An 18,181-nucleotide genomic window follows, 5' to 3' on the forward strand; every position below is an offset into this window, starting at 1 on the left:
TCGGAAAGTACTAAAAAATTATTAAACTTGCAGCCTGCTAAATCAGGCTTAAACAGACGAAAACAATCAAAATTCTTATGAAAACCCGAACTGCTAAAAAGTTTTTTCTAGTTGCACTTGTGGGCATCTTCTCATTCACGGGCTGTGCACTCAGCACCATGAAGAAAATGGCCAAAGATCAACAACTAACGGTGACTCCAAGCCCACTTGAGGTACATGCAGACACTGTAAGATTCGAGTTATCTGCCAACCTTCCGGTTAAAATGCTTAAACCAGGCAAGGTGTACCAACTGAATACTTTCTATACCTACGGAACACAAGAGCGTCAGCTAAAAACCATAGAGTTCAGAGAAGTTGACTACCCTAATGCTGGTACCGAACAACCAAAGAAAACCGAAACCTATGCCTTCCCATTTGTAGAGGGTATGGAAAGAGGTAATCTTCTGGTTCAAGGCCGTGCACTAAACCCTAAGAACGGCAACTACCTTGAGACCGAGCGACTTGGCATTGCCGATGGCGTAATCACTACCTCAAGACTGGTACAGTCTTCTTACTATGCCTCTTATGCCCCTCACGGTTACAACGATCAGGAAGAATTGATCCCTACTAACGTAGAGTTCTACTTCGATCAGGGAAAATCGGTATTCAAAACTTCTGAGAAAAACAGTGACAGAGGTGAGCGTTTTGCTGCCTTTATTGCCGAGAAAAACGTAACAAGAACTGTTACCATTACCGGTACTCACTCTCCTGAAGGTAGAGAAACATTCAACTCAGAGCTTTCTCAGGAAAGAGCTGCCGCCATTGAAAAGTGGTATAGAGAAAAAATGGATCAGTATGACTACAAAGGCATGGCTGATCAGATCAGATTTATTCTTAAGCCAATTGTTCAGGACTGGAACGGTCTAAAATCTATGCTTGCCAGCTACGATGGTATCACTGCGGCTCAAAAAGCAGAGTGGACTAACATTATCAATGGAGCCGGTTCATTTGAGCAAAAAGAAAAGCAGCTACAAAAACTAAGCACTTACAACAAAGTGTTTAAAGACATCTACCCTAAGCTTAGAACAGCTAAAACAGAAGTGTTGACTGTGAAGCCAAAGAAATCGAGAGAAGAAATTGCTACGCTGGCTACTCAAATAGCTAACGGTTCGGCTTCGGCAAGCGCTCTTTCTCTTGAAGAATTGCTTTATGCTGCTGCCAACAACCCTTCACTTACTGAAAAGCAAAAAATCTACGAAGCTGCTGCCAAGAAAAGCGATACTTACGTAGTACACAACAACTTAGGTGCTGTACACCTACAGTTAGCCATGCAAACTTCTGGCAGAGAAATGACTAACCATGTTAGAACTGCATTGAACCACTTCAATATTTCTAACCAAAAACAAGCTAACGTATATGCTCAAGCCAACATTGGTATGGCTCTAGCTATGCAAGGCAACCTTTGGGGAGCACACGATGCGCTTACAAAAGCAGCCGGAATGAACCCAGGCAACGAAGTAAGCCAGGGTATTAACGGTGCCAAAGGAGCTGTAGAAATCAAAGTAGGTCGTTACGATCTTGCCATTGGTTCATTGAACAGAGCTACTAACCGTTCTGTAGACCAGTTCAACAAAGGCCTTGTACAGTTGTTGAGAAAAGACTTCAGAAATGCACAGTCTACTTTGGAAAGTGTAATTAGCAGCGACAGAGGTTATGTAGTTGCTCACTATGCTGCTGCAGTTGCCGCTGCCCGTCAGGACAACGAGAACAAAGTAATTGAGCACCTGAGAAATGCCATTAGTGCCGATGCTTCTTTGAGAGCTAAAGCTGCTAACGACCTTGAGTTTAGACAATACACTGGCTCACAAGCATTTCTTGACTTACTGAAATAAGTAAATCATTAAAAAAATACTCGAAAGCCCCGAATCACATTCGGGGCTTTTTTTATACCCAATTCTAAAGCAATTCTATATTGGGATTTGAACCCTGATTGTGTATTTTTACGCCCGCTAAAAACCAAGTTCAATGAGAGAAATACAATTCAGAGAAGCCTTAAGGGAAGCCATGTCTGAGGAAATGAGAAGAGACCAAAAAGTCTTTCTCATGGGAGAAGAAGTTGCTGAATACAATGGTGCTTACAAAGTGAGCCAGGGCATGCTCGATGAGTTTGGACCGGAAAGAGTTATAGATACCCCTATTGCCGAACTGGGCTTTGCAGGAATTGGTGTTGGAGCAGCCATGAATGGCCTGCGTCCGATCATTGAATTTATGACCTTCAACTTCTCGTTGGTGGCCATAGACCAGGTTATTAACTCAGCCGCCAAAATGATGTCTATGTCAGGTGGTCAGTTTCCAATGCCTATAGTTTTTAGAGGACCAACCGGTAATGCCGGAATGCTAAGCTCTCAGCATTCTCAAAACTTTGAAAACTGGTATGCCAATACCCCCGGACTCAAAGTGGTAGTACCTTCTAACCCCTACGATGCTAAAGGTTTGCTCAAGTCGTCTATAAGAGATGAAGACCCGGTTATCTTTATGGAGTCTGAGCTCATGTATGGCGATAAAGGAGAAGTACCTGAGGGAGAATACCTCTTGCCTATTGGCCAGGCCAATATTGTAAAAGAGGGTAGCGATGTAACACTCGTTTCCTTCGGTAAAATGATGAAGATTGCCATTGAAGCAGCAGACGAACTGGCCAAAAAAGACATTAGTGCAGAAGTAATTGATCTACGATCAGTACGCCCCATTGACTATAAAACTGTTATAGGCTCCGTTAAGAAAACCAATCGATTGGTGATTGTTGAAGAAGCCTGGCCACTGGCTTCTATTTCAACCGATATTGCCTTCAACGTACAAAAAGATGCCTTCGATTATCTGGACGCACCTGTAAAAAGGGTAAACAGCATGGATCTTCCGTTGCCTTACGCCCCTACGCTCATCGATGCCATTCTACCCAATGTAAAGCGGACACTAGACGCGGTAGATGCAGTTATGTACAGATAGTAAGAAAAAACTTAAAAAAAGCCCTGTCGGAACTGACAGGGCTTTTTTTATGCTCATCAACGCCATAGGAGAAAATATTATACCCATCTCCCCTACTTAATTGAGGGCTCTTTGAACGCAGAAAACAAATGGATTCTTTCTCATAATTCAAAACACCCTTTAAATTGCCTACTGTTGAAAAGGCTCTAGCTCAGAGCACCAACAAGCACATAGATTAATTTCCCTGAAGTACAAAGCAACATAAAGATGTACTCCATGGAAACTCATAAAAGAGAGAAAGTAAGGTTTAAAATCAACAGATGGGTCAACTGATTTTAGTAGCGGGAGTCAGCCGATCGGGAAAATCGTCATTTTCGAAAGAACTATGTGCCCTGCTGCATGATTCCATCCATCTGGATCAGGATGAATTTGTGAAAGCCCAATCGGAAATACCCACCATTAAAGACAGGATTGATTGGGAAACCCCCGATTCAATCGACTGGAACAGATGGAGAAACACCATCGACAGTTCTTTGAATGAAAATCGCTATGTAGTCGCTGAAGGCATTTTTGCTTTCACAGATCTACAAATAATAAAAAACGCCTCTCTTACCATTGCCATAGACATTCCCTACGAAACCTATCTGCAGAGACGTATGAAGGAAACCCGCTGGGGTAATGAACCGGAGTGGTTTTTAGAGCATGTTTGGCATTCTCACCTCAAATATCATAACCCTCACAAAATAACTCCTGATATTATGCTTAGCGGCACGGAAACTATTGACGCTCAACAGGTACTCTTAGCCGCACAACTTATTTAATTACGCTTTTGGATTTAAGAAATAGAAACACTTTATTTAACGAAATAATTAGTTAATTTGAAGTATTTCATAGTTATACCAATTCTCTCTGTTGTCTTATTGGGCTGCACCCCCCCACAAAAAGAGCCCGATTCGTCAAAAAGAATGGTAGAATCCGAGCCCAAAAAAGAAGAACCCATCACCCGTGTATTGGCTGAAATGCCGGGTTACTACTTTCAATTTTCTTCGCTAGAGCTCAATCAACACCTGAAAGATTTGGATTTGCGGGTGTTCAAACACTATGGCGAGTTTTACACTGATGATTTTAGCATATACAAGCTTCACCGCCTGGACTACCTGGTAGAATCGTACTTCATAGAAGATATTAACCTATACTTTATCGATAGCTTATTAGTTAAAATCCAGGTCTATCTGCGCGAAGACAAGACTCAAGAGTTCCTCAACCGCTACGGAATGGCTAAGATTTATATTACTGACTATCACAATAAAAAGCTTTTAGAATCGGAACGGATATTATCGTATCAAAAAGGCAAATACCGGATCAACGAGAATCTGGATCACTACATTCTTCGATGGAAAGCCGACAGCATGGACATTGAATACCGGGTGAATAAGAAACCGGACAGTATAAAAATACAGGCGGCAAGCAACACTACCTTGTTAGACGACAACCGAAAGCGCTACAAGCTCACCTTTCAAACAGCCGACTATGATCACCAAATGGCATGGATAAAATGGGAATCGTACAAAGAGTCTAGAGGGCTTGTGGCAGAACCCGCAGAAGAACAATGAAAACGGCCAATTTAATGGTCATGGTAAAAGGTCTGTCAAAAACCGGTAATGATGGAGGAATTTGGCCTATCAAAACCATAATCTTATCATTTCTGCGTCCATAAAAAAAGTCCTCGTTTTTCACGAGGACTCCTTAGTTAATATCCACTGAAAATGCTTGAGGCTTATCTCCTGCCGCCCATTTGAGCCAGGCTTTGCATGGCTCGCTTGCCTCCTACTTTATTCATCATTTTCATCATTTTTCGCATGTCGGCAAACTGCTTCATAAGGTTATTTACCTCCTGAATAGAAGTACCCGAGCCATCGGCAATTCGCTTTCTTCGGCTACCATTAATAATCTCTGGGTTAGCCCGCTCATCTTTAGTCATTGAGCGGATAATGGCTTCAATCGGCTTAAAGGAATCGTCATCAATATCAAGCCCCTTCAAAGCCTTTCCCATTCCGGGTATCATACCCATAAGGTCTTTCAGGTTACCCATTTTCTTAATTTGCTCTAGCTGCGACAAGAAATCATCAAAATCGAACTTATTCTGGCGAATCTTTTTGTTGAGCTTCTTGGCTTCTTCTTCATCAAAGGTTTGTTGCGCTTTTTCTACCAACGACACCACATCGCCCATACCCAATATTCGGTTGGCCATACGGTCTGGATGGAAGACATCAATAGCCTCCATCTTCTCTCCGGTAGAAATGAACTTAATGGGTTTGTCTACTACCGTTCTGATCGAAAGGGCCGCACCACCGCGGGTATCACCATCGAGTTTGGTGAGTACTACTCCGTCAAAATCGAGCCTTTCGTTGAAAGTTTTAGCTGTATTCACAGCATCCTGACCCGTCATTGAATCGACCACAAACAGGGTTTCTGAAGGATTCAGTGCTTTTTTGAGCCCTTCAATCTCTTGCATCATTTGCTCATCGACCGCCAATCGACCGGCTGTATCGACTATAACGATCTTTTTCCCTGTTGACTTAGCATGTTTAATGGCATTGTTGGCAATTTCAACAGCATTTTTATTCTCAGGCTCGGCATAAACCTCCACACCAATTTGCTCTCCCAATACCTTCAACTGATCAATGGCAGCCGGACGGTAGATATCGCAGGCAGTAAGCAACACCTGTCGCCCTTGTGATTTGAGCATTCGGGCAAGCTTACCTGAAAAAGTGGTTTTACCTGAACCCTGCAAGCCGGAAATAAGCACCACCGCAGGATCTCCCTGCAGGGTCATATCTACCTTTTTGCCACCCATCATTTGGGTAAGTTCTTCGTTAACGATCTTAACAAGTAGCTGGCCGGGAGAAACCGATATGAGTACATCTCTGCCAAGTGCCTCTTCTTTAATTTTGTCGGTTACCTCCTTTGCTACTTTATAGTTAACATCAGCATCAATCAGTGCTCGTCTGATCTCTTTGACTGTGGTGGCTACGTTTATTTCTGTGATCGAACCCTGACCTTTTAAGGTCTTAAAGGCCTTATCTAGCTTGCCGCTTAAATTCTCAAACATGCTTTCAACTTTTGGCTTGCAAAAATAGCCATTTTTCCTGTCTTAAAAAGCCGCTAAACCGAGTAAAACAGACAAATAGCGGCTTTGGCTTTTCTATTAGTGGCCTAATGAACATATTGTGTCGCAAATTGATATAGATAGCATGAAGAAGATCAACTTTTCGCAACATGTGTTGCCGCATCTGATAGCCGTACTGGCATTTTTGGTAATCACTGTAGCCTTTTTCAACCCGGTCTTTTTCGACAATAAAAACCTGAACCAGAGCGATATTATTCAATGGGAAGCAAGTGCCCAGGAGTTGATAGAACACAGAGAAGCTACTGGCAAAGAAGGCTTATGGACCAATTCTATATTTGGAGGCATGCCTGCTTACCTTATCAGTGTGAAATGGGGCAATCAGCTTATTAAATATGCACATGCTGTTTATTCTGTAGGGCTTCCTCACCCGGTAAGAATAATTTTTGCCAGCATGCTTTCTTTCTACATTATGCTATTGTGTTTTAGAGTTAAACCATATCTGGCACTGATAGGGTCGGTTGCTTTTGGTTTATCTTCTTATAACATTATCGGGCTCACAGCCGGTCATAACGCCCGCATATCGGCTGTTTCGTTTATGCCACTGGTTATGGGAGGAATTCACCTTTGCTTTAACCGCAACAAATGGCTGGGCGCAAGCCTTACAGCCCTTGCCCTGGCAATGCAGCTAAGGGTGAATCACTTACAGATTACTTATTACCTAGCCTTTATAATAGGTATTTATGGTCTAATACAACTCATCTATGCCTACCGGGAAGGACAGTTGCGCCTTTATGTGCAACGGTTGAGTCTTTTAATTGTAGCCGCGCTAATGGCCATTGGTACTTTCTTTGGTGAGTTTTATGCCACCTATGAATATGGTAAATATTCTAACCGAGGGAAGTCAGAACTTTCTCAGCAGGTGGATGAGGAAATGAATGCCGATGGCCTTTCACCTACATATGCCTTTCAGTATTCCAATGGTATTTGGGATCCTTTCACCCTATTTATCCCTAATGCATTGGGCGGTAATGCTCCTCTTTCTACTGATTCTGAGACTGCCGATTTTTTACGAGCCAATGGAGTAAACAACCTACAATTGGGTCAGTTTTTAAATTATGACCCGCGATTTAGGGCTTACTGGGGTAGTGAGAGCCCTACTACCTACTATGCCGGAGCCATTATGGTTTTTCTGTTTGTACTGGGCTGCTTTCTTGTAGAGCGTAAGTATGTGGTCTGGTTAGTTTCTGTGGCCATATTAGGCATTCTACTGAGTTATGGACGCAACCTTGGCTGGTTCAACAATTTTATGTTCGAGTATTTTCCCGGTTACAATAAGTTTAGATCGGTCACCTTCACAATGGTGATGCCCATCTTCTCCATTGGCCTGCTGGGAATGATGGCACTTCAAAAGCTGGTGGAGCTTAAATGGGACAAAACCTTGCAAAAGAAACTATGGATAGCGCTTGGCTCTACAGCCGGTTTGGCTCTGCTGCTTGGCCTGAGTACGGGTATGTTTAGCTTTAGAGGTACATATGACTCCCAACTTCCACAAGAACTTGCTCGGGCATTAAAAAACGACCGTAAAGACCTGTTTTCTGCCGATGCATGGAGAGCTTTTTTCTTCATCGGCATTTTTGCTCTTACCTTCTACCTTTATAAGGTAGGGAAACTTAAAAAGGGGTTGGCCACCTTGCTTCTCGTTGTCATTGGTTCCTCAGAAATATTAATTGTGAGCGCCAGATTCATTGGCAAAGACAACTATAGCGCCAACTTCAGAAGCAATGTTTTTGCAGAGACGCCTGCCGACCGTTACATTAAGCAAACCAAAAAGAACGGGGACAGAGTTATAGACCTTTCGGCACAGTTCTACAGTGCAAGAGCTGCCTACCACCATCATCTGGTGAACGGGTACCACGGAGCAAGAATCAGAAGGTATCAGGAGCTAATTGATAATGTAATACTACCAGAATATTCATTGGTTGCTCAAGCCCTTAATGCAGGTAGTATACCGGACTTTAGCCAGACTCCGGTCCTCAACATGCTCAATACACGGTTTTTTATTACCGACCCTCAAGCAGCCGGAGATGTGATTCAAAACCCAAATGCCCTTGGTGCTGCTTGGTTTGTAAAAGAATTAAACTATGTGGAAGATGCCGATGGCGAATTCAATGCCACCCGAAACCTTACCACACCGGCTATTACAGCCATAGTAAATGCCGGTGAGGTGCCTCAGGGGCTCAGTACATCAGCCAACGGCACCATTAATTTGGTAGAATACAAACCGGGTTACTGGAAATATGAAAGCTCCAATACATCCGATGGTTTTGCTGTTTTCTCGGAGGTGCATTACCCCAAGGGCTTTAGAGTAACCATTGATGGCGAAGAAGTAGACATGCTCAGAGCCAATTACATTTTAAGAGCACTGGCCATACCTGCAGGCGATCATACCATTGAGTTCAGCTTTGAACCAAAGATTTATTCTGTAGGGAGTACCGTGATGCAGGTAATGAGCCTAATGGTCTTGTTAGCTTTTGCCGGAAGTGTTTATTTTAGTCTTAGGGAAAATTGAGTGCCTCTGACAATTGAGTATAATAATTAATAAGAGATTTAGCTGTACAATCCCAGTTATACTCTGATTCAACAGCTTTCTTACCATTCTCTCCAAACTCTCTGGCCAATGTGGGGTTATTATAAAGTTCTAAAAGGCAGGTTGCTAATTGTTCGTGATTTGCTGCCTCAAATATCAACCCTGCTTTGGCTTTGTTAACTACTGAAACCTGAGCCGGACAATCACTCGCTACTACTGCCCTTTCTCCGGCCATGTATTGAAATAGCTTATTGGCTAGAGTTGTATCGTGGTGAAGGTTTCTATGCAATGGAGAGATGCAAACCTCAGCACCTTTAATATAGGAAGGGAAAAGTGAAACATCCTGCCAGCCTTCAAAAAGCACATGAGCTCCGAGTCCCAAATCCGCCACCAGTTGTTTCAGCTGACTATCCTCGGTGCTTTTACCTACAAGAACCAGCTGAGCCTGTGGAATATACTTCACCACCTTTTGCATTGCCCTTACTGCTGTATCTGTTCCTCTCCGCAAGCCCGTGTCACCCACATAAACAACATCGAAGCCCTTTTTAAACCGCTTTACCACCTTCGTATCAATGGGGTAATTCCAGTAAATTTCGGGCGAAATTGTGTTGGCCACTGCCAAGAACTTGGATCTAGGCTCCTGCGTGTCTCTAACAGCCACATCGATTGCCTCAGGGGTAACCATTACCACCTTATCAGCCCTCCTGATGAGTTCATTCTGAGCGCTTTTCCACAGGTCGATTTTCACCAGATGCTTGGCAGGGAATTTTTGTAAATGCGGGTAGTATTGCATAATCTCGGGTCTGTTCTCGTGCAAATCCAACGTGAGAGGTAGCCTATAATACCGATCATTCACATCCATTACTGCCTTGGCGAGTAACATATCATGCACATGAAGTGCATCTGGTCTGATCTCCTCAATGAACTCCTTAATCGGTTCCCTAAGGCTATTATGAAAGTAACCCCATTCATAAGCCAGAGCCGAGGCCTTATAGAGTAGTTTACCCGCCTTGCATCTGTAAACCTCTATGCCATTGATTGTAACCCTTGAAGGAGAAAGCTTCTTATAATTGAGGGAAAATAAATGAACCTGGTGGCCTGCTTGAATTAAAGAATGAGCCTCATTTTCAACTCTCGAATCAGGTGGAAAAGATTGATCCAAAAAAAAGGCAATGCGCATGTGGCAAGATTGATTATCTGTTTAAAATATCAAAGCAAATGCTTTTTTATGCTATGATTTATTAGTTTCGAACACTAATGCAAAATACATTTCACAAAATAGAAAAGACCGTACTAGGCCACCCTTTCGAAGAAGAGAATATTGCCGTAAGGCAAGGCCTTTTTAATAAAGTCATCTATTTAATCAGAAGACCAATTCTGAAAAGGAAATATAAAAAGTACAGAAAGTACAATGCAGATAAACCTTGGATGAACCCAGATGCAGTTAAGGTCTTAGAGCTTCTTCTGAATAAGGAATCTAAAGTTCTTGAATATGGCAGTGGTTCGAGTACTAAGTTCTTCTGTGCTCGGAGCAAACACGTAGTCAGCATAGAACACAACCGAGCATGGTTTAATACAATTAAAGCACAATTATTATCTGAACAAATAAACAACGTTGAGTATGTCTTAATTGAACCTGACGTTCCTTTACCAACAACAAGACTTAGCAGCTTAGATCAAATAAATTTCTCTGCAGAAGAGTACCCCATAAAAGATGAACTATTCAGAACTTATTCAGCTTATATAACTCGGTTTAAAGATGAATATTTTGACATGGTTGTTGTTGACGGTAGAGCAAGAGCAACCTGTGCAGTTAATGCCATCTCGAAAATAAAAGAAGGTGGTGTATTAGTACTTGACAATTCGGAAAGAAGGAGATATGATTTGGTTCATGAAACACTAAAGGATTGGCCGAAAATCCAAACTACCTCAGGACTTACTGATACTACTTTTTGGCTAAAACCATCTACTAAAAGATCAAATGTTTGAAAGTGAAATTTATAGTAAGAGTTCTAAAGGAAATCTTCCGGAAGACATTACCAAATGCTTTCAGGAAACACAGAAAGCAATACTAAAAAAGTCTATCCTGCATTGGACAGAGCACTGTACAGAGTGTGCCATGCCTGCATGCTTTAAAACCTGTAGCCTTTACTCACCACGAATTGATGGCAAGTGCCAACGTTTCGTGCATGGAATTGAACCTATAAAAATTCAAGACAACTCAGGATTTAGAATTCTGAAAATCTCGTTTAAGAAATGGGCCATGCTCTCAACTCAAGGCAGTATGATGTTGGAAGAACACTCAAAAGCCAATAATCTCCAGCTTAATGACCTTAAAGTCGCTAAAAGAATCAATCTAATTCCACATCGAACTCTCAGAAAAAAATTTATTCAAAAAAGGTATTCAATTAAAAAGAATTACCTTAAACAAAACACTATTTCAACTGGTGAGTCTCCAGATTCTTTTATAATTGAAATTTACAACCCTCAAAAATCAAGTATATTCTTCACTTTGACCATTAGAAGTGAAGATGAAAAGTACTCTCTGATCCCCTTTCAATATAAAGTTGAAGCTAAACAAGGATACTGCCGTGAATTAATTCCATTTGAGGAAATTAAAAAAAGGCTTTACCTAAAGTCTAGCTTCAGAATTGACATTACTCCTGAAAATGTAACGGAAGATGACATTCTCTACTTTGGGGAATTGGGTTTTGTAGATCTAAAGCGACAAGAAGATAGCAGCATTAGCAAGCACAAGATCAAATGTATTGTTTGGGATTTAGACAACACCATCTGGAATGGGACTTTAGTTGAAGATGGAGCGGAAAACCTCAAGTTAAAAGATGGTATTGAAGAGGTGCTAGAAAAGCTTGACCAAGGAGGAATAATCAACTCCGTAGCCAGTAAAAATAATTTGGAAGAAGCCTTAAGCACTCTTAAGAAATTTAAGATTGACAAATATTTTATCTTTCCCAAGATTCATTGGGGACCTAAGAGCCAGTCAATAAAGGAGTTATCCGAAGATCTTAATTTCTCTATCAATACTTTTCTGTTCATTGATGATTCTCCTTTTGAAAGAGAAGAAGTTCAGAATGCAATACCAGAAATTAGAGTACTTGACGCAGTAGCATACAGAGATATTCTGGAGCTAGACGAGTTGGTCTTAAAAAATACCGAAGAAAGTAAACAGAGAAGAAAATTTTATCTGGACGAGAAAGAAAGAAAAAGTAGTTCAGAGCGCTTTAAAGGTGACTATATCAATTTTTTAAGATCATGTGATATTCAACTTCGAATATTCGACTTAGAGCCCGAAAATTTCGAAAGAGTCTATGAATTGACACAAAGAACAAACCAAATGAATTTTTCTGGCAACGTTTACTCCAAGGAAGAATTAGAGGAAATTAGTAAGCATGGCGGTTATGAAAAATATGTTATGCATTGCAGAGATAAATTTGGCGATTATGGAATTATTGGGTTTGCTTTGATTGAGAAGGCTATGGACAGGAATACATTAGTTGATTTAATGTTCAGTTGTAGAATACAAAGTAAAAGAGTGGAACACGCCTTCATACAACATTGTCTTGACAAATACTTACCAAGAGGTACCTTCTATGTTAAATATAAGCGATCAGATAGAAACAAATATTCAGCACAGGTTTTTGACGACCTTGGATTTCACCTAGACAAAAAAGAAGGGAGTCTGTATTTTTTGAGCATGAACCAAGGGGACTATACAAAAAAGGAAGAAATCGTAACAATAATTAATTAAGTAAAATGCCCCTTCATCCGATCCTTATTAAGACTGGTCTTTATAAACCTTTTTTGCCAGTAGCTACACTATTCAACAAACTATACCTTTATCTAGACTTCTTAAAGTGGATGGATAAACAGAGAAGTCTTAAAATCTTCAACGACTATTATGAGAGCAAAAGTCGATATACCAGAAGATTTGAACTTCATGACTACATTATTGAAAATCACGCATCTCCATCTTTACCGATTGACTACTTTGAATTTGGAGTAGCTCAAGGTGAAATGATCAGCCATTGGTCCAATAGAAACGTAAATTCAGCATCACGTTTTTTTGGTTTTGATTCTTTCACAGGCCTCCCTGAAAGCTGGGAAGATAAAGCCCAGGGTCATTTCAACACTAGAGGGGAGTTACCTCAGATTAATGATTCAAGGGTATCTTTTATTAAAGGATGGTTTCAAGATACAGTTAGCCCCTTTTTCAAATCTCTTGACATAGCCGATCGTCAAGCAATATACCATTTGGATGCTGACTTATTTAGCTCTACTCTTTATGTGTTATTTCAGATTCAGCCACTCATAAAATCTGGAGATATTCTGATATTTGACGAGTTCTCCAGTTACAAAGATGAATATCTAGCATTCAAAATATTTGAAAAAACAATGGGAAAGCATTTTGACTCTAAACTCATTGGAGCAATTAACAATTATAGACAAGTAGCCATTCAAATTACCAATGAAGTTCAAGCACAAAATTGAAAAGGCTCTGTCTGAGCTTCTATTCAAAAAAACAATAAACCTTGCTGAAGATAAAGCATTTGTAACTTTCACATTTGATGATGCACCTCTGTCTGCTTTTGTTAATGGGGGAGATATTCTAAAAAAGCATGGACTAAATGGTACATATTATATCTCAATGTCCCTCTTAAATCGAGAAGGATACTTTACTTCTTCCGACCTTAAAAATGCTTTAGAGCAGGGTCATGAATTAGCTTGCCACACCTTTAGCCATTTGCATTCCTTTAATACATCCGGTAAGAGGCTATATCAAGATGTTCTAAAAAATGAAGAAGCTTTTCAACAAATATTCCCCCACCAACCTTTACTCAATTACTCATTTCCATTTGGAGAACAAACCATTCTTTCTAGAAGACTTACCAAAAATAGATTTAAGTCAAGCAGAGGGATAACGACTGGGATCAATAGAGGCAAAATAGATCTCAATAACCTCAAAGCCATTAAGTTGTATGAATCCACTAACTCAATTCAATCTATTAGACAAGAATTGAAAGATCTAAAGGCAAATGGAGGTTGGTTGATTTTTTATACCCATGATGTTCAAAACAATTTTTCAGAATATGGTTGCTCGACTGAGTACTTCGAAGAGGTTGTTAAGAGTGTTTTGCAACTAGATATCAAATGCTTCAATATTAAAGAAGGAATCTCTTGTATAAGTGATTAATTTTTATTTTTTTATTGAAAAAATTCTATCATGAAACACATCACATTTATAGTTATCGTTGCAGCAATGACAACTATAATCACCTCCCAATTAAACGGACAATATCACAATATAACCGCACCTTCCTCCTATTTAACTGCCGAAAGAGTAGCTAGGTTTAGCACATCAGGATTGACAACAGACTTTTTAGAAATAACAAATGCCACGCATTATGAAAACCAATTTGTACCCGCAATCTGGGCACATAGACAAAGTGACAATCGAATTGTCACAAGTCTTCATGCATCCATTTCTTCAGGCATTGACAATGGTTCTACAGCCCTAATAGAATTCAGAGCTGATATTCGCAATAATATTAACCTTAGTGCTCCATCCGGGAGTCTTTTTCCATGGAATGAGAATAGCTATAGTCAGGTATCAACAAGACCTCTGTTCGAATGGTTAAATGGTGACGCCAGTAGAATGAAGATGCTAGCCAACGGCTACTTGGGACTCAATACTACGTCCCCTACTGCCAGGCTACATGTTAATGGAGGTGGGGTGAGATTCGAAAGTCTAAGCACAACCACAGGCGGCACATATGTATTGGTAACGGACAATAATGGTAATGTTAATCGAAAAGCAATGTCATTTTTTGGGGGAGGGTCTCAAGCCCCTTTATGTTTTGATGGCAACACAGTTGTAAAAGTTGATACGAATGGAGATTTTGCATGTACCCAAATTTATGATACTGGGACAAATGTGGGTGTTGGTACTTCAAGCCCTTCAAGCAAGTTTACCGTTAATGGAGATATTAGATCTTTGACCAACACATTCCTATCAGATAAGCGGTATAAAAAAAATATTCAAAGACTGGATGGATCGCTTGATAAAATACTAAACCTCCAAGGGAAAACCTATTACTGGAGAACGGAAGAGTTTAATGACATGGGTTTTAATGACAAAAAGCAGTATGGTTTTATTGCGCAGGAAGTTGCTGAATATTTTCCTGAACTTGCTCAAGTGGACTCTAATGGAGATTACGCTTTGAATTATACTGGATTGATTCCAGTACTGGTTGAAGCCCTAAAGGAGCAACAAGTTCAAATCACTGAACTTAGCAACTTGATCCTGGCTATGAGCAAGGAAGGACAATCTATAAAAAATAAGGATGAGTCAGATGGTCTTATTTTTTCAACCAATTACCCAAACCCTTTTAGTGATGAGACGAACGTAGACTTCCTAATACCGGCTAATATTCATAATGCCACTCTTGCCTTATATGATGGTGATGGAAATGTAATTATGGAAAAAGAAATTAAGGCAAGAAATAAGAGAGAGAGCATCATTATTGAGAAAGGCAACATGAAATCTGGAGTCTACTTCTACACCCTACTTCTTGATGGAAAAGTTTATGATACCAAGAAAATGATTGTGCGTTAACCATTCCAAGAATATTCAATATTAAGTGGCTCAAAATCATTTGAGCCACTTTTTTTGATCATTTTTGTGATGTAGATGGGCATAATCATCAAACAAAGCATACGGTCCTCAATCATCTCCTACTTTGGAGTAGCTATTGGCTATGTAAATGTCTTATGGCTATACCCTTATTTTCTAGGCACCGAACAAGTTGGACTGTTTCGACTGATACAAAGTACGGCTTATTTACTGGCTACATTTGGCCAAATGGGCCTGGCCCAGAGCTTCATAAAATTCTACCCTGAGTTTAAACACAAGAAGGGCTACCTTGCCGCTGCCCTCGTTGGTGGAACCATGGGGTTCCTCTTACTGTGCGGGTTTACCGGGGTCTTTCAACGGCAAATTGTAAACTACTTCTCCAGAGAATCTCCTCTTTTTGTAGAATATTTGCAGGTGACATTCATTGTATCTTACCTGATTATACTCTTTCAATTGCTAGAAGCTTATTCCAGAAGCCTATTAAAAATAGTTTTTCCAACCCTAATGAAAGACATTGGTCTGAGAGTGCTAACTATGGCTTTTCTGCTGTGCTATGGTTTTGGCTATCTGCGGTTCAACCAACTTGTTTATCTTCTCATAGCCATATATGGAACCGTACTTTTGGGTCTTCTTATTCATTTTGCCAGAAATAGAGAGCTCCATTTTTCGTTAGACTTTGGGTTTCTAAAGCAAGGCCGGTTGAAACGGATTGTACATTATGGCTTATTTTCTCTTATAGGAGCCGGAGGCACTCAAATAATACTTCAAATTGATAGTGTAATGATTAGTGGTAGCCTGGGGCTGGAGGAAACCGGTATTTATACCATAGCTTTCTTTATTGGAATAGTCATTGAAATGCCCAAAAGAGCCATCGCACAACTGAGCTCAGCCTTGCTGGCTCAATCTTTTAATAAGCATGACATGGCTGCGGTAAAAAAACTTTACCAACAAACATCAATCAATCAGTTGTTAATCGGCTCGCTGCTTCTTATTGGCATCTGGGCTAATTTGAGCAATATTTATGCATTCATCCCCAATAACGAGGCCTATCTGACCGGAGTTAATGTAGTGCTCTTTATTGGCTTAGGTAAGCTTTCCGACATGGCTTTTGGCACCAATGGCGAAATCATTGTCATGTCTAAATACTTTCAGTTTAATGTTGTTGCAGTGGCCGTTTTGGCCGTGCTTACTATTCTCTTAAACCTTTGGCTTATTCCACTTTTTGGCATAGAGGGTGCAGCTGTGGCTTCCTTTTTAGCCATGCTCACCTTTAACCTAACCAAGTATATTTTTGTATGGTATAAGTTTGGCATACAGCCTTTCAACTCAAAAACACTAGTGCTGTTGGCCATTGCAGCAGGCGCATTGATTTTAAATAGCTTGGTTGTGCCTTTCAACAATCCTTTATTGGATTTAGTGCTTCGCTCTGCCATGATTGCTTTCTTTGTGCTTGGCTTGGCTTATTGGCTAAAAGTGTCTGATGAATTTAACAATCTGATCCATCAGGTTTTGGAGAAATCAAATCTGCGCTAACCAAGTGGCAAGTTGCCCCGTGAGCTGGTGCCTGCTATACTGCTCAATATTTTCATAGGTCAAATCCAATTGCTGTTCATGGGCTGCTTCCAAAAACTCCTTTATGCCAGTATAGTCATCATAATCGAAGCACTTTCCAGCATTACACTCCCTAAGAATAGTCGCCAAATCACTGTGCACATCACCAATAGCCAAAATGGGCTTCTTTGCTCTCAAATATTCAAAAAGCTTACCTGGAAGTTGCGTTTGGAGCCTTTCTGTTTGAGTTTGAATAAGTATGAGCACATTGCTTTGAGCGTACAAAGAAAAAACCTCCTGATGGGGCACGGAGGGCTCAATGGTAGTACACTTCTTTAAAGCCACATGCTGCTCCACCTCGTTGCGCACTTCATCACTTAAAATCCCAATTAGTTTAAGTGCCATATCAGCGTGTGTCACTGCCAAAGCATCTATTGCCTTCCATAGGTTTTTCGGATTCCTTTGCCTACTGAGCATTCCAACATGGCTTAGAATAAACTTTTGATCACGATTAAGCTGTTCGGGCATTTCGTCAGCATCGTCATATCCATTAGTAATTACTTTTACCGAACGTGCCCCAAGCCGCTTAAACTCATCTCTTGCGCTTTGGCTAGTTACCAACAGTGCGTCAGACACTTTTATAACTTCCTGTTCCAGCTTTTGGTGGCGTTTCCAAAGGGGAGCTGTAATTTTCATTTCCTGAAGAATCTCCCATTGTGTCCATGGATCTCTAAAATCTGCTACCCAGGTAAGCGATGGCACTTTCATCTTTAGTCGTTTACCAATAAGATGCAAACTATGAGGTGGCCCGGTGGTTATCACATGCCTTATATGGTTGGTCTCCAGAATACTCAGTAAATAGTTAGATGCCGGTTTTACCCAAAATATTTTGGGGTCGGGCACAAATAAATTTCCACGAAGCCAAACAGCTAATTGCTTCAGAAGGCTATTGTTGGCGTCTTCCAAAATTTGCCCTTGTTTTAGCTCCTTTTGCCCCGATAATTTCTTGAAAATACTGTATGGTTCCCAAATGGGAAACTTCAGCACTTCCACTTCCGGGTGAATATCATGAACCAACGATTCATCTTTCAGGTCGAAATCAGGGTTTTCCGGAGTAAAAATTATAGGTCTCCATCCATAAGAAGGCAGGTACTTGCTAAACTTGAGCCAACGCTGCACTCCGGCTCCTCCGCTAGGCGGCCAATAATAGGTTACAATAAGAACAGGCTTTAGCTCTTTTGGGGTTAGTTGTTGAGTATTGCCAGAATTAGTGCGCTCCATAGTAGACTTGCAATTAAGA

General features: G+C 40.7%; 14 protein-coding genes. 11 read left to right on the forward strand and 3 right to left on the reverse strand.

Translation table 11 applies throughout. The annotated features are described in order from the left end of the window. The first annotated feature begins 77 nt into the window (after positions 1-77). From B3O12_RS08000 to B3O12_RS08015, 4 genes are all read left to right on the forward strand, one after another. A complete protein-coding gene (locus tag B3O12_RS08000) occupies positions 78-1,871 on the forward strand; it encodes a tetratricopeptide repeat protein (RefSeq protein ID WP_286755910.1) in 1,794 nt (597 codons plus the stop codon). 133 nt (positions 1,872-2,004) lie between these two features. Next, positions 2,005-2,982 (forward strand): pyruvate dehydrogenase complex E1 component subunit beta, encoded by a 978-nt coding sequence (locus B3O12_RS08005; RefSeq protein ID WP_189629561.1) that lies wholly within the window; start codon positions 2,005-2,007, stop codon positions 2,980-2,982. Between the two features lie 299 nt (positions 2,983-3,281). Further along, positions 3,282-3,782 carry a uridine kinase family protein gene (locus tag B3O12_RS08010; protein ID WP_189629560.1) on the forward strand — a complete coding sequence of 167 codons (501 nt, stop codon included), beginning with the start codon at positions 3,282-3,284 and terminating at the stop codon, positions 3,780-3,782. A gap of 144 nt (positions 3,783-3,926) precedes the next feature. After that, a complete protein-coding gene (locus B3O12_RS08015) occupies positions 3,927-4,574 on the forward strand; it encodes a hypothetical protein (protein ID WP_286755911.1) in 648 nt (215 codons plus the stop codon). Positions 4,575-4,738: 164 nt separating this feature from the next. Here the strand turns inward: B3O12_RS08015 and ffh are convergent, their stop codons facing one another. After that, positions 4,739-6,073: a signal recognition particle protein gene (ffh, locus tag B3O12_RS08020; protein WP_189629557.1), complete on the reverse strand. Its 1,335-nt coding sequence runs from the start codon at positions 6,071-6,073 to the stop codon at positions 4,739-4,741. A gap of 142 nt (positions 6,074-6,215) precedes the next feature. Here ffh and B3O12_RS08025 point away from each other — a divergent pair, with 142 nt between their 5' ends. Then, positions 6,216-8,660 (forward strand): YfhO family protein, encoded by a 2,445-nt coding sequence (locus B3O12_RS08025; protein ID WP_286755912.1) that lies wholly within the window; start codon positions 6,216-6,218, stop codon positions 8,658-8,660. On the opposite strand, the gene B3O12_RS08030 is transcribed toward B3O12_RS08025, so the two are convergent. After that, a complete protein-coding gene (locus tag B3O12_RS08030) occupies positions 8,647-9,858 on the reverse strand; it encodes a glycosyltransferase family 4 protein (protein ID WP_286755914.1) in 1,212 nt (403 codons plus the stop codon). The genes B3O12_RS08025 and B3O12_RS08030 overlap by 14 nt on opposite strands. A 77-nt stretch (positions 9,859-9,935) precedes the next feature. On the opposite strand from B3O12_RS08030, the gene B3O12_RS08035 reads away from it, so the two are divergent. The 6 genes from B3O12_RS08035 (at position 9,936) to B3O12_RS08060 (ending at position 16,863) form a co-directional block, all read left to right on the forward strand. Then, on the forward strand, positions 9,936-10,667 hold the full coding sequence (locus B3O12_RS08035; protein ID WP_286755916.1) for a hypothetical protein: 732 nt from the start codon (positions 9,936-9,938) through the stop codon (positions 10,665-10,667). After that, positions 10,660-12,447 (forward strand): HAD-IIIC family phosphatase, encoded by a 1,788-nt coding sequence (locus B3O12_RS08040; RefSeq protein WP_286755917.1) that lies wholly within the window; start codon positions 10,660-10,662, stop codon positions 12,445-12,447. Before B3O12_RS08035 ends, B3O12_RS08040 begins: the two co-directional genes overlap by 8 nt. Before the next feature lie 110 nt (positions 12,448-12,557). After that, on the forward strand, positions 12,558-13,187 hold the full coding sequence (locus tag B3O12_RS08045; RefSeq protein WP_286755919.1) for a TylF/MycF/NovP-related O-methyltransferase: 630 nt from the start codon (positions 12,558-12,560) through the stop codon (positions 13,185-13,187). Beyond that, complete coding sequence (locus B3O12_RS08050) at positions 13,165-13,890, forward strand: polysaccharide deacetylase family protein (RefSeq protein ID WP_286755921.1); 726 nt, start codon at positions 13,165-13,167, stop codon at positions 13,888-13,890. Before B3O12_RS08045 ends, B3O12_RS08050 begins: the two co-directional genes overlap by 23 nt. Before the next feature lie 30 nt (positions 13,891-13,920). Then, positions 13,921-15,312 (forward strand): tail fiber domain-containing protein, encoded by a 1,392-nt coding sequence (locus tag B3O12_RS08055; RefSeq protein WP_286755923.1) that lies wholly within the window; start codon positions 13,921-13,923, stop codon positions 15,310-15,312. 75 nt (positions 15,313-15,387) lie between these two features. Then, positions 15,388-16,863: a polysaccharide biosynthesis C-terminal domain-containing protein gene (locus B3O12_RS08060; protein ID WP_286755924.1), complete on the forward strand. Its 1,476-nt coding sequence runs from the start codon at positions 15,388-15,390 to the stop codon at positions 16,861-16,863. On the opposite strand, the gene B3O12_RS08065 is transcribed toward B3O12_RS08060, so the two are convergent. After that, positions 16,849-18,162 carry a glycosyltransferase family 4 protein gene (locus B3O12_RS08065; RefSeq protein WP_286755925.1) on the reverse strand — a complete coding sequence of 438 codons (1,314 nt, stop codon included), beginning with the start codon at positions 18,160-18,162 and terminating at the stop codon, positions 16,849-16,851. The two genes, B3O12_RS08060 and B3O12_RS08065, sit on opposite strands and share 15 nt — an antisense overlap. Positions 18,163-18,181: the final 19 nt, after the last annotated feature.

This window comes from Roseivirga sp. UBA838 (assembly GCF_002296035.1).
GTDB classification, from domain to species: Bacteria; Bacteroidota; Bacteroidia; order Cytophagales; family Cyclobacteriaceae; genus Roseivirga; species Roseivirga thermotolerans.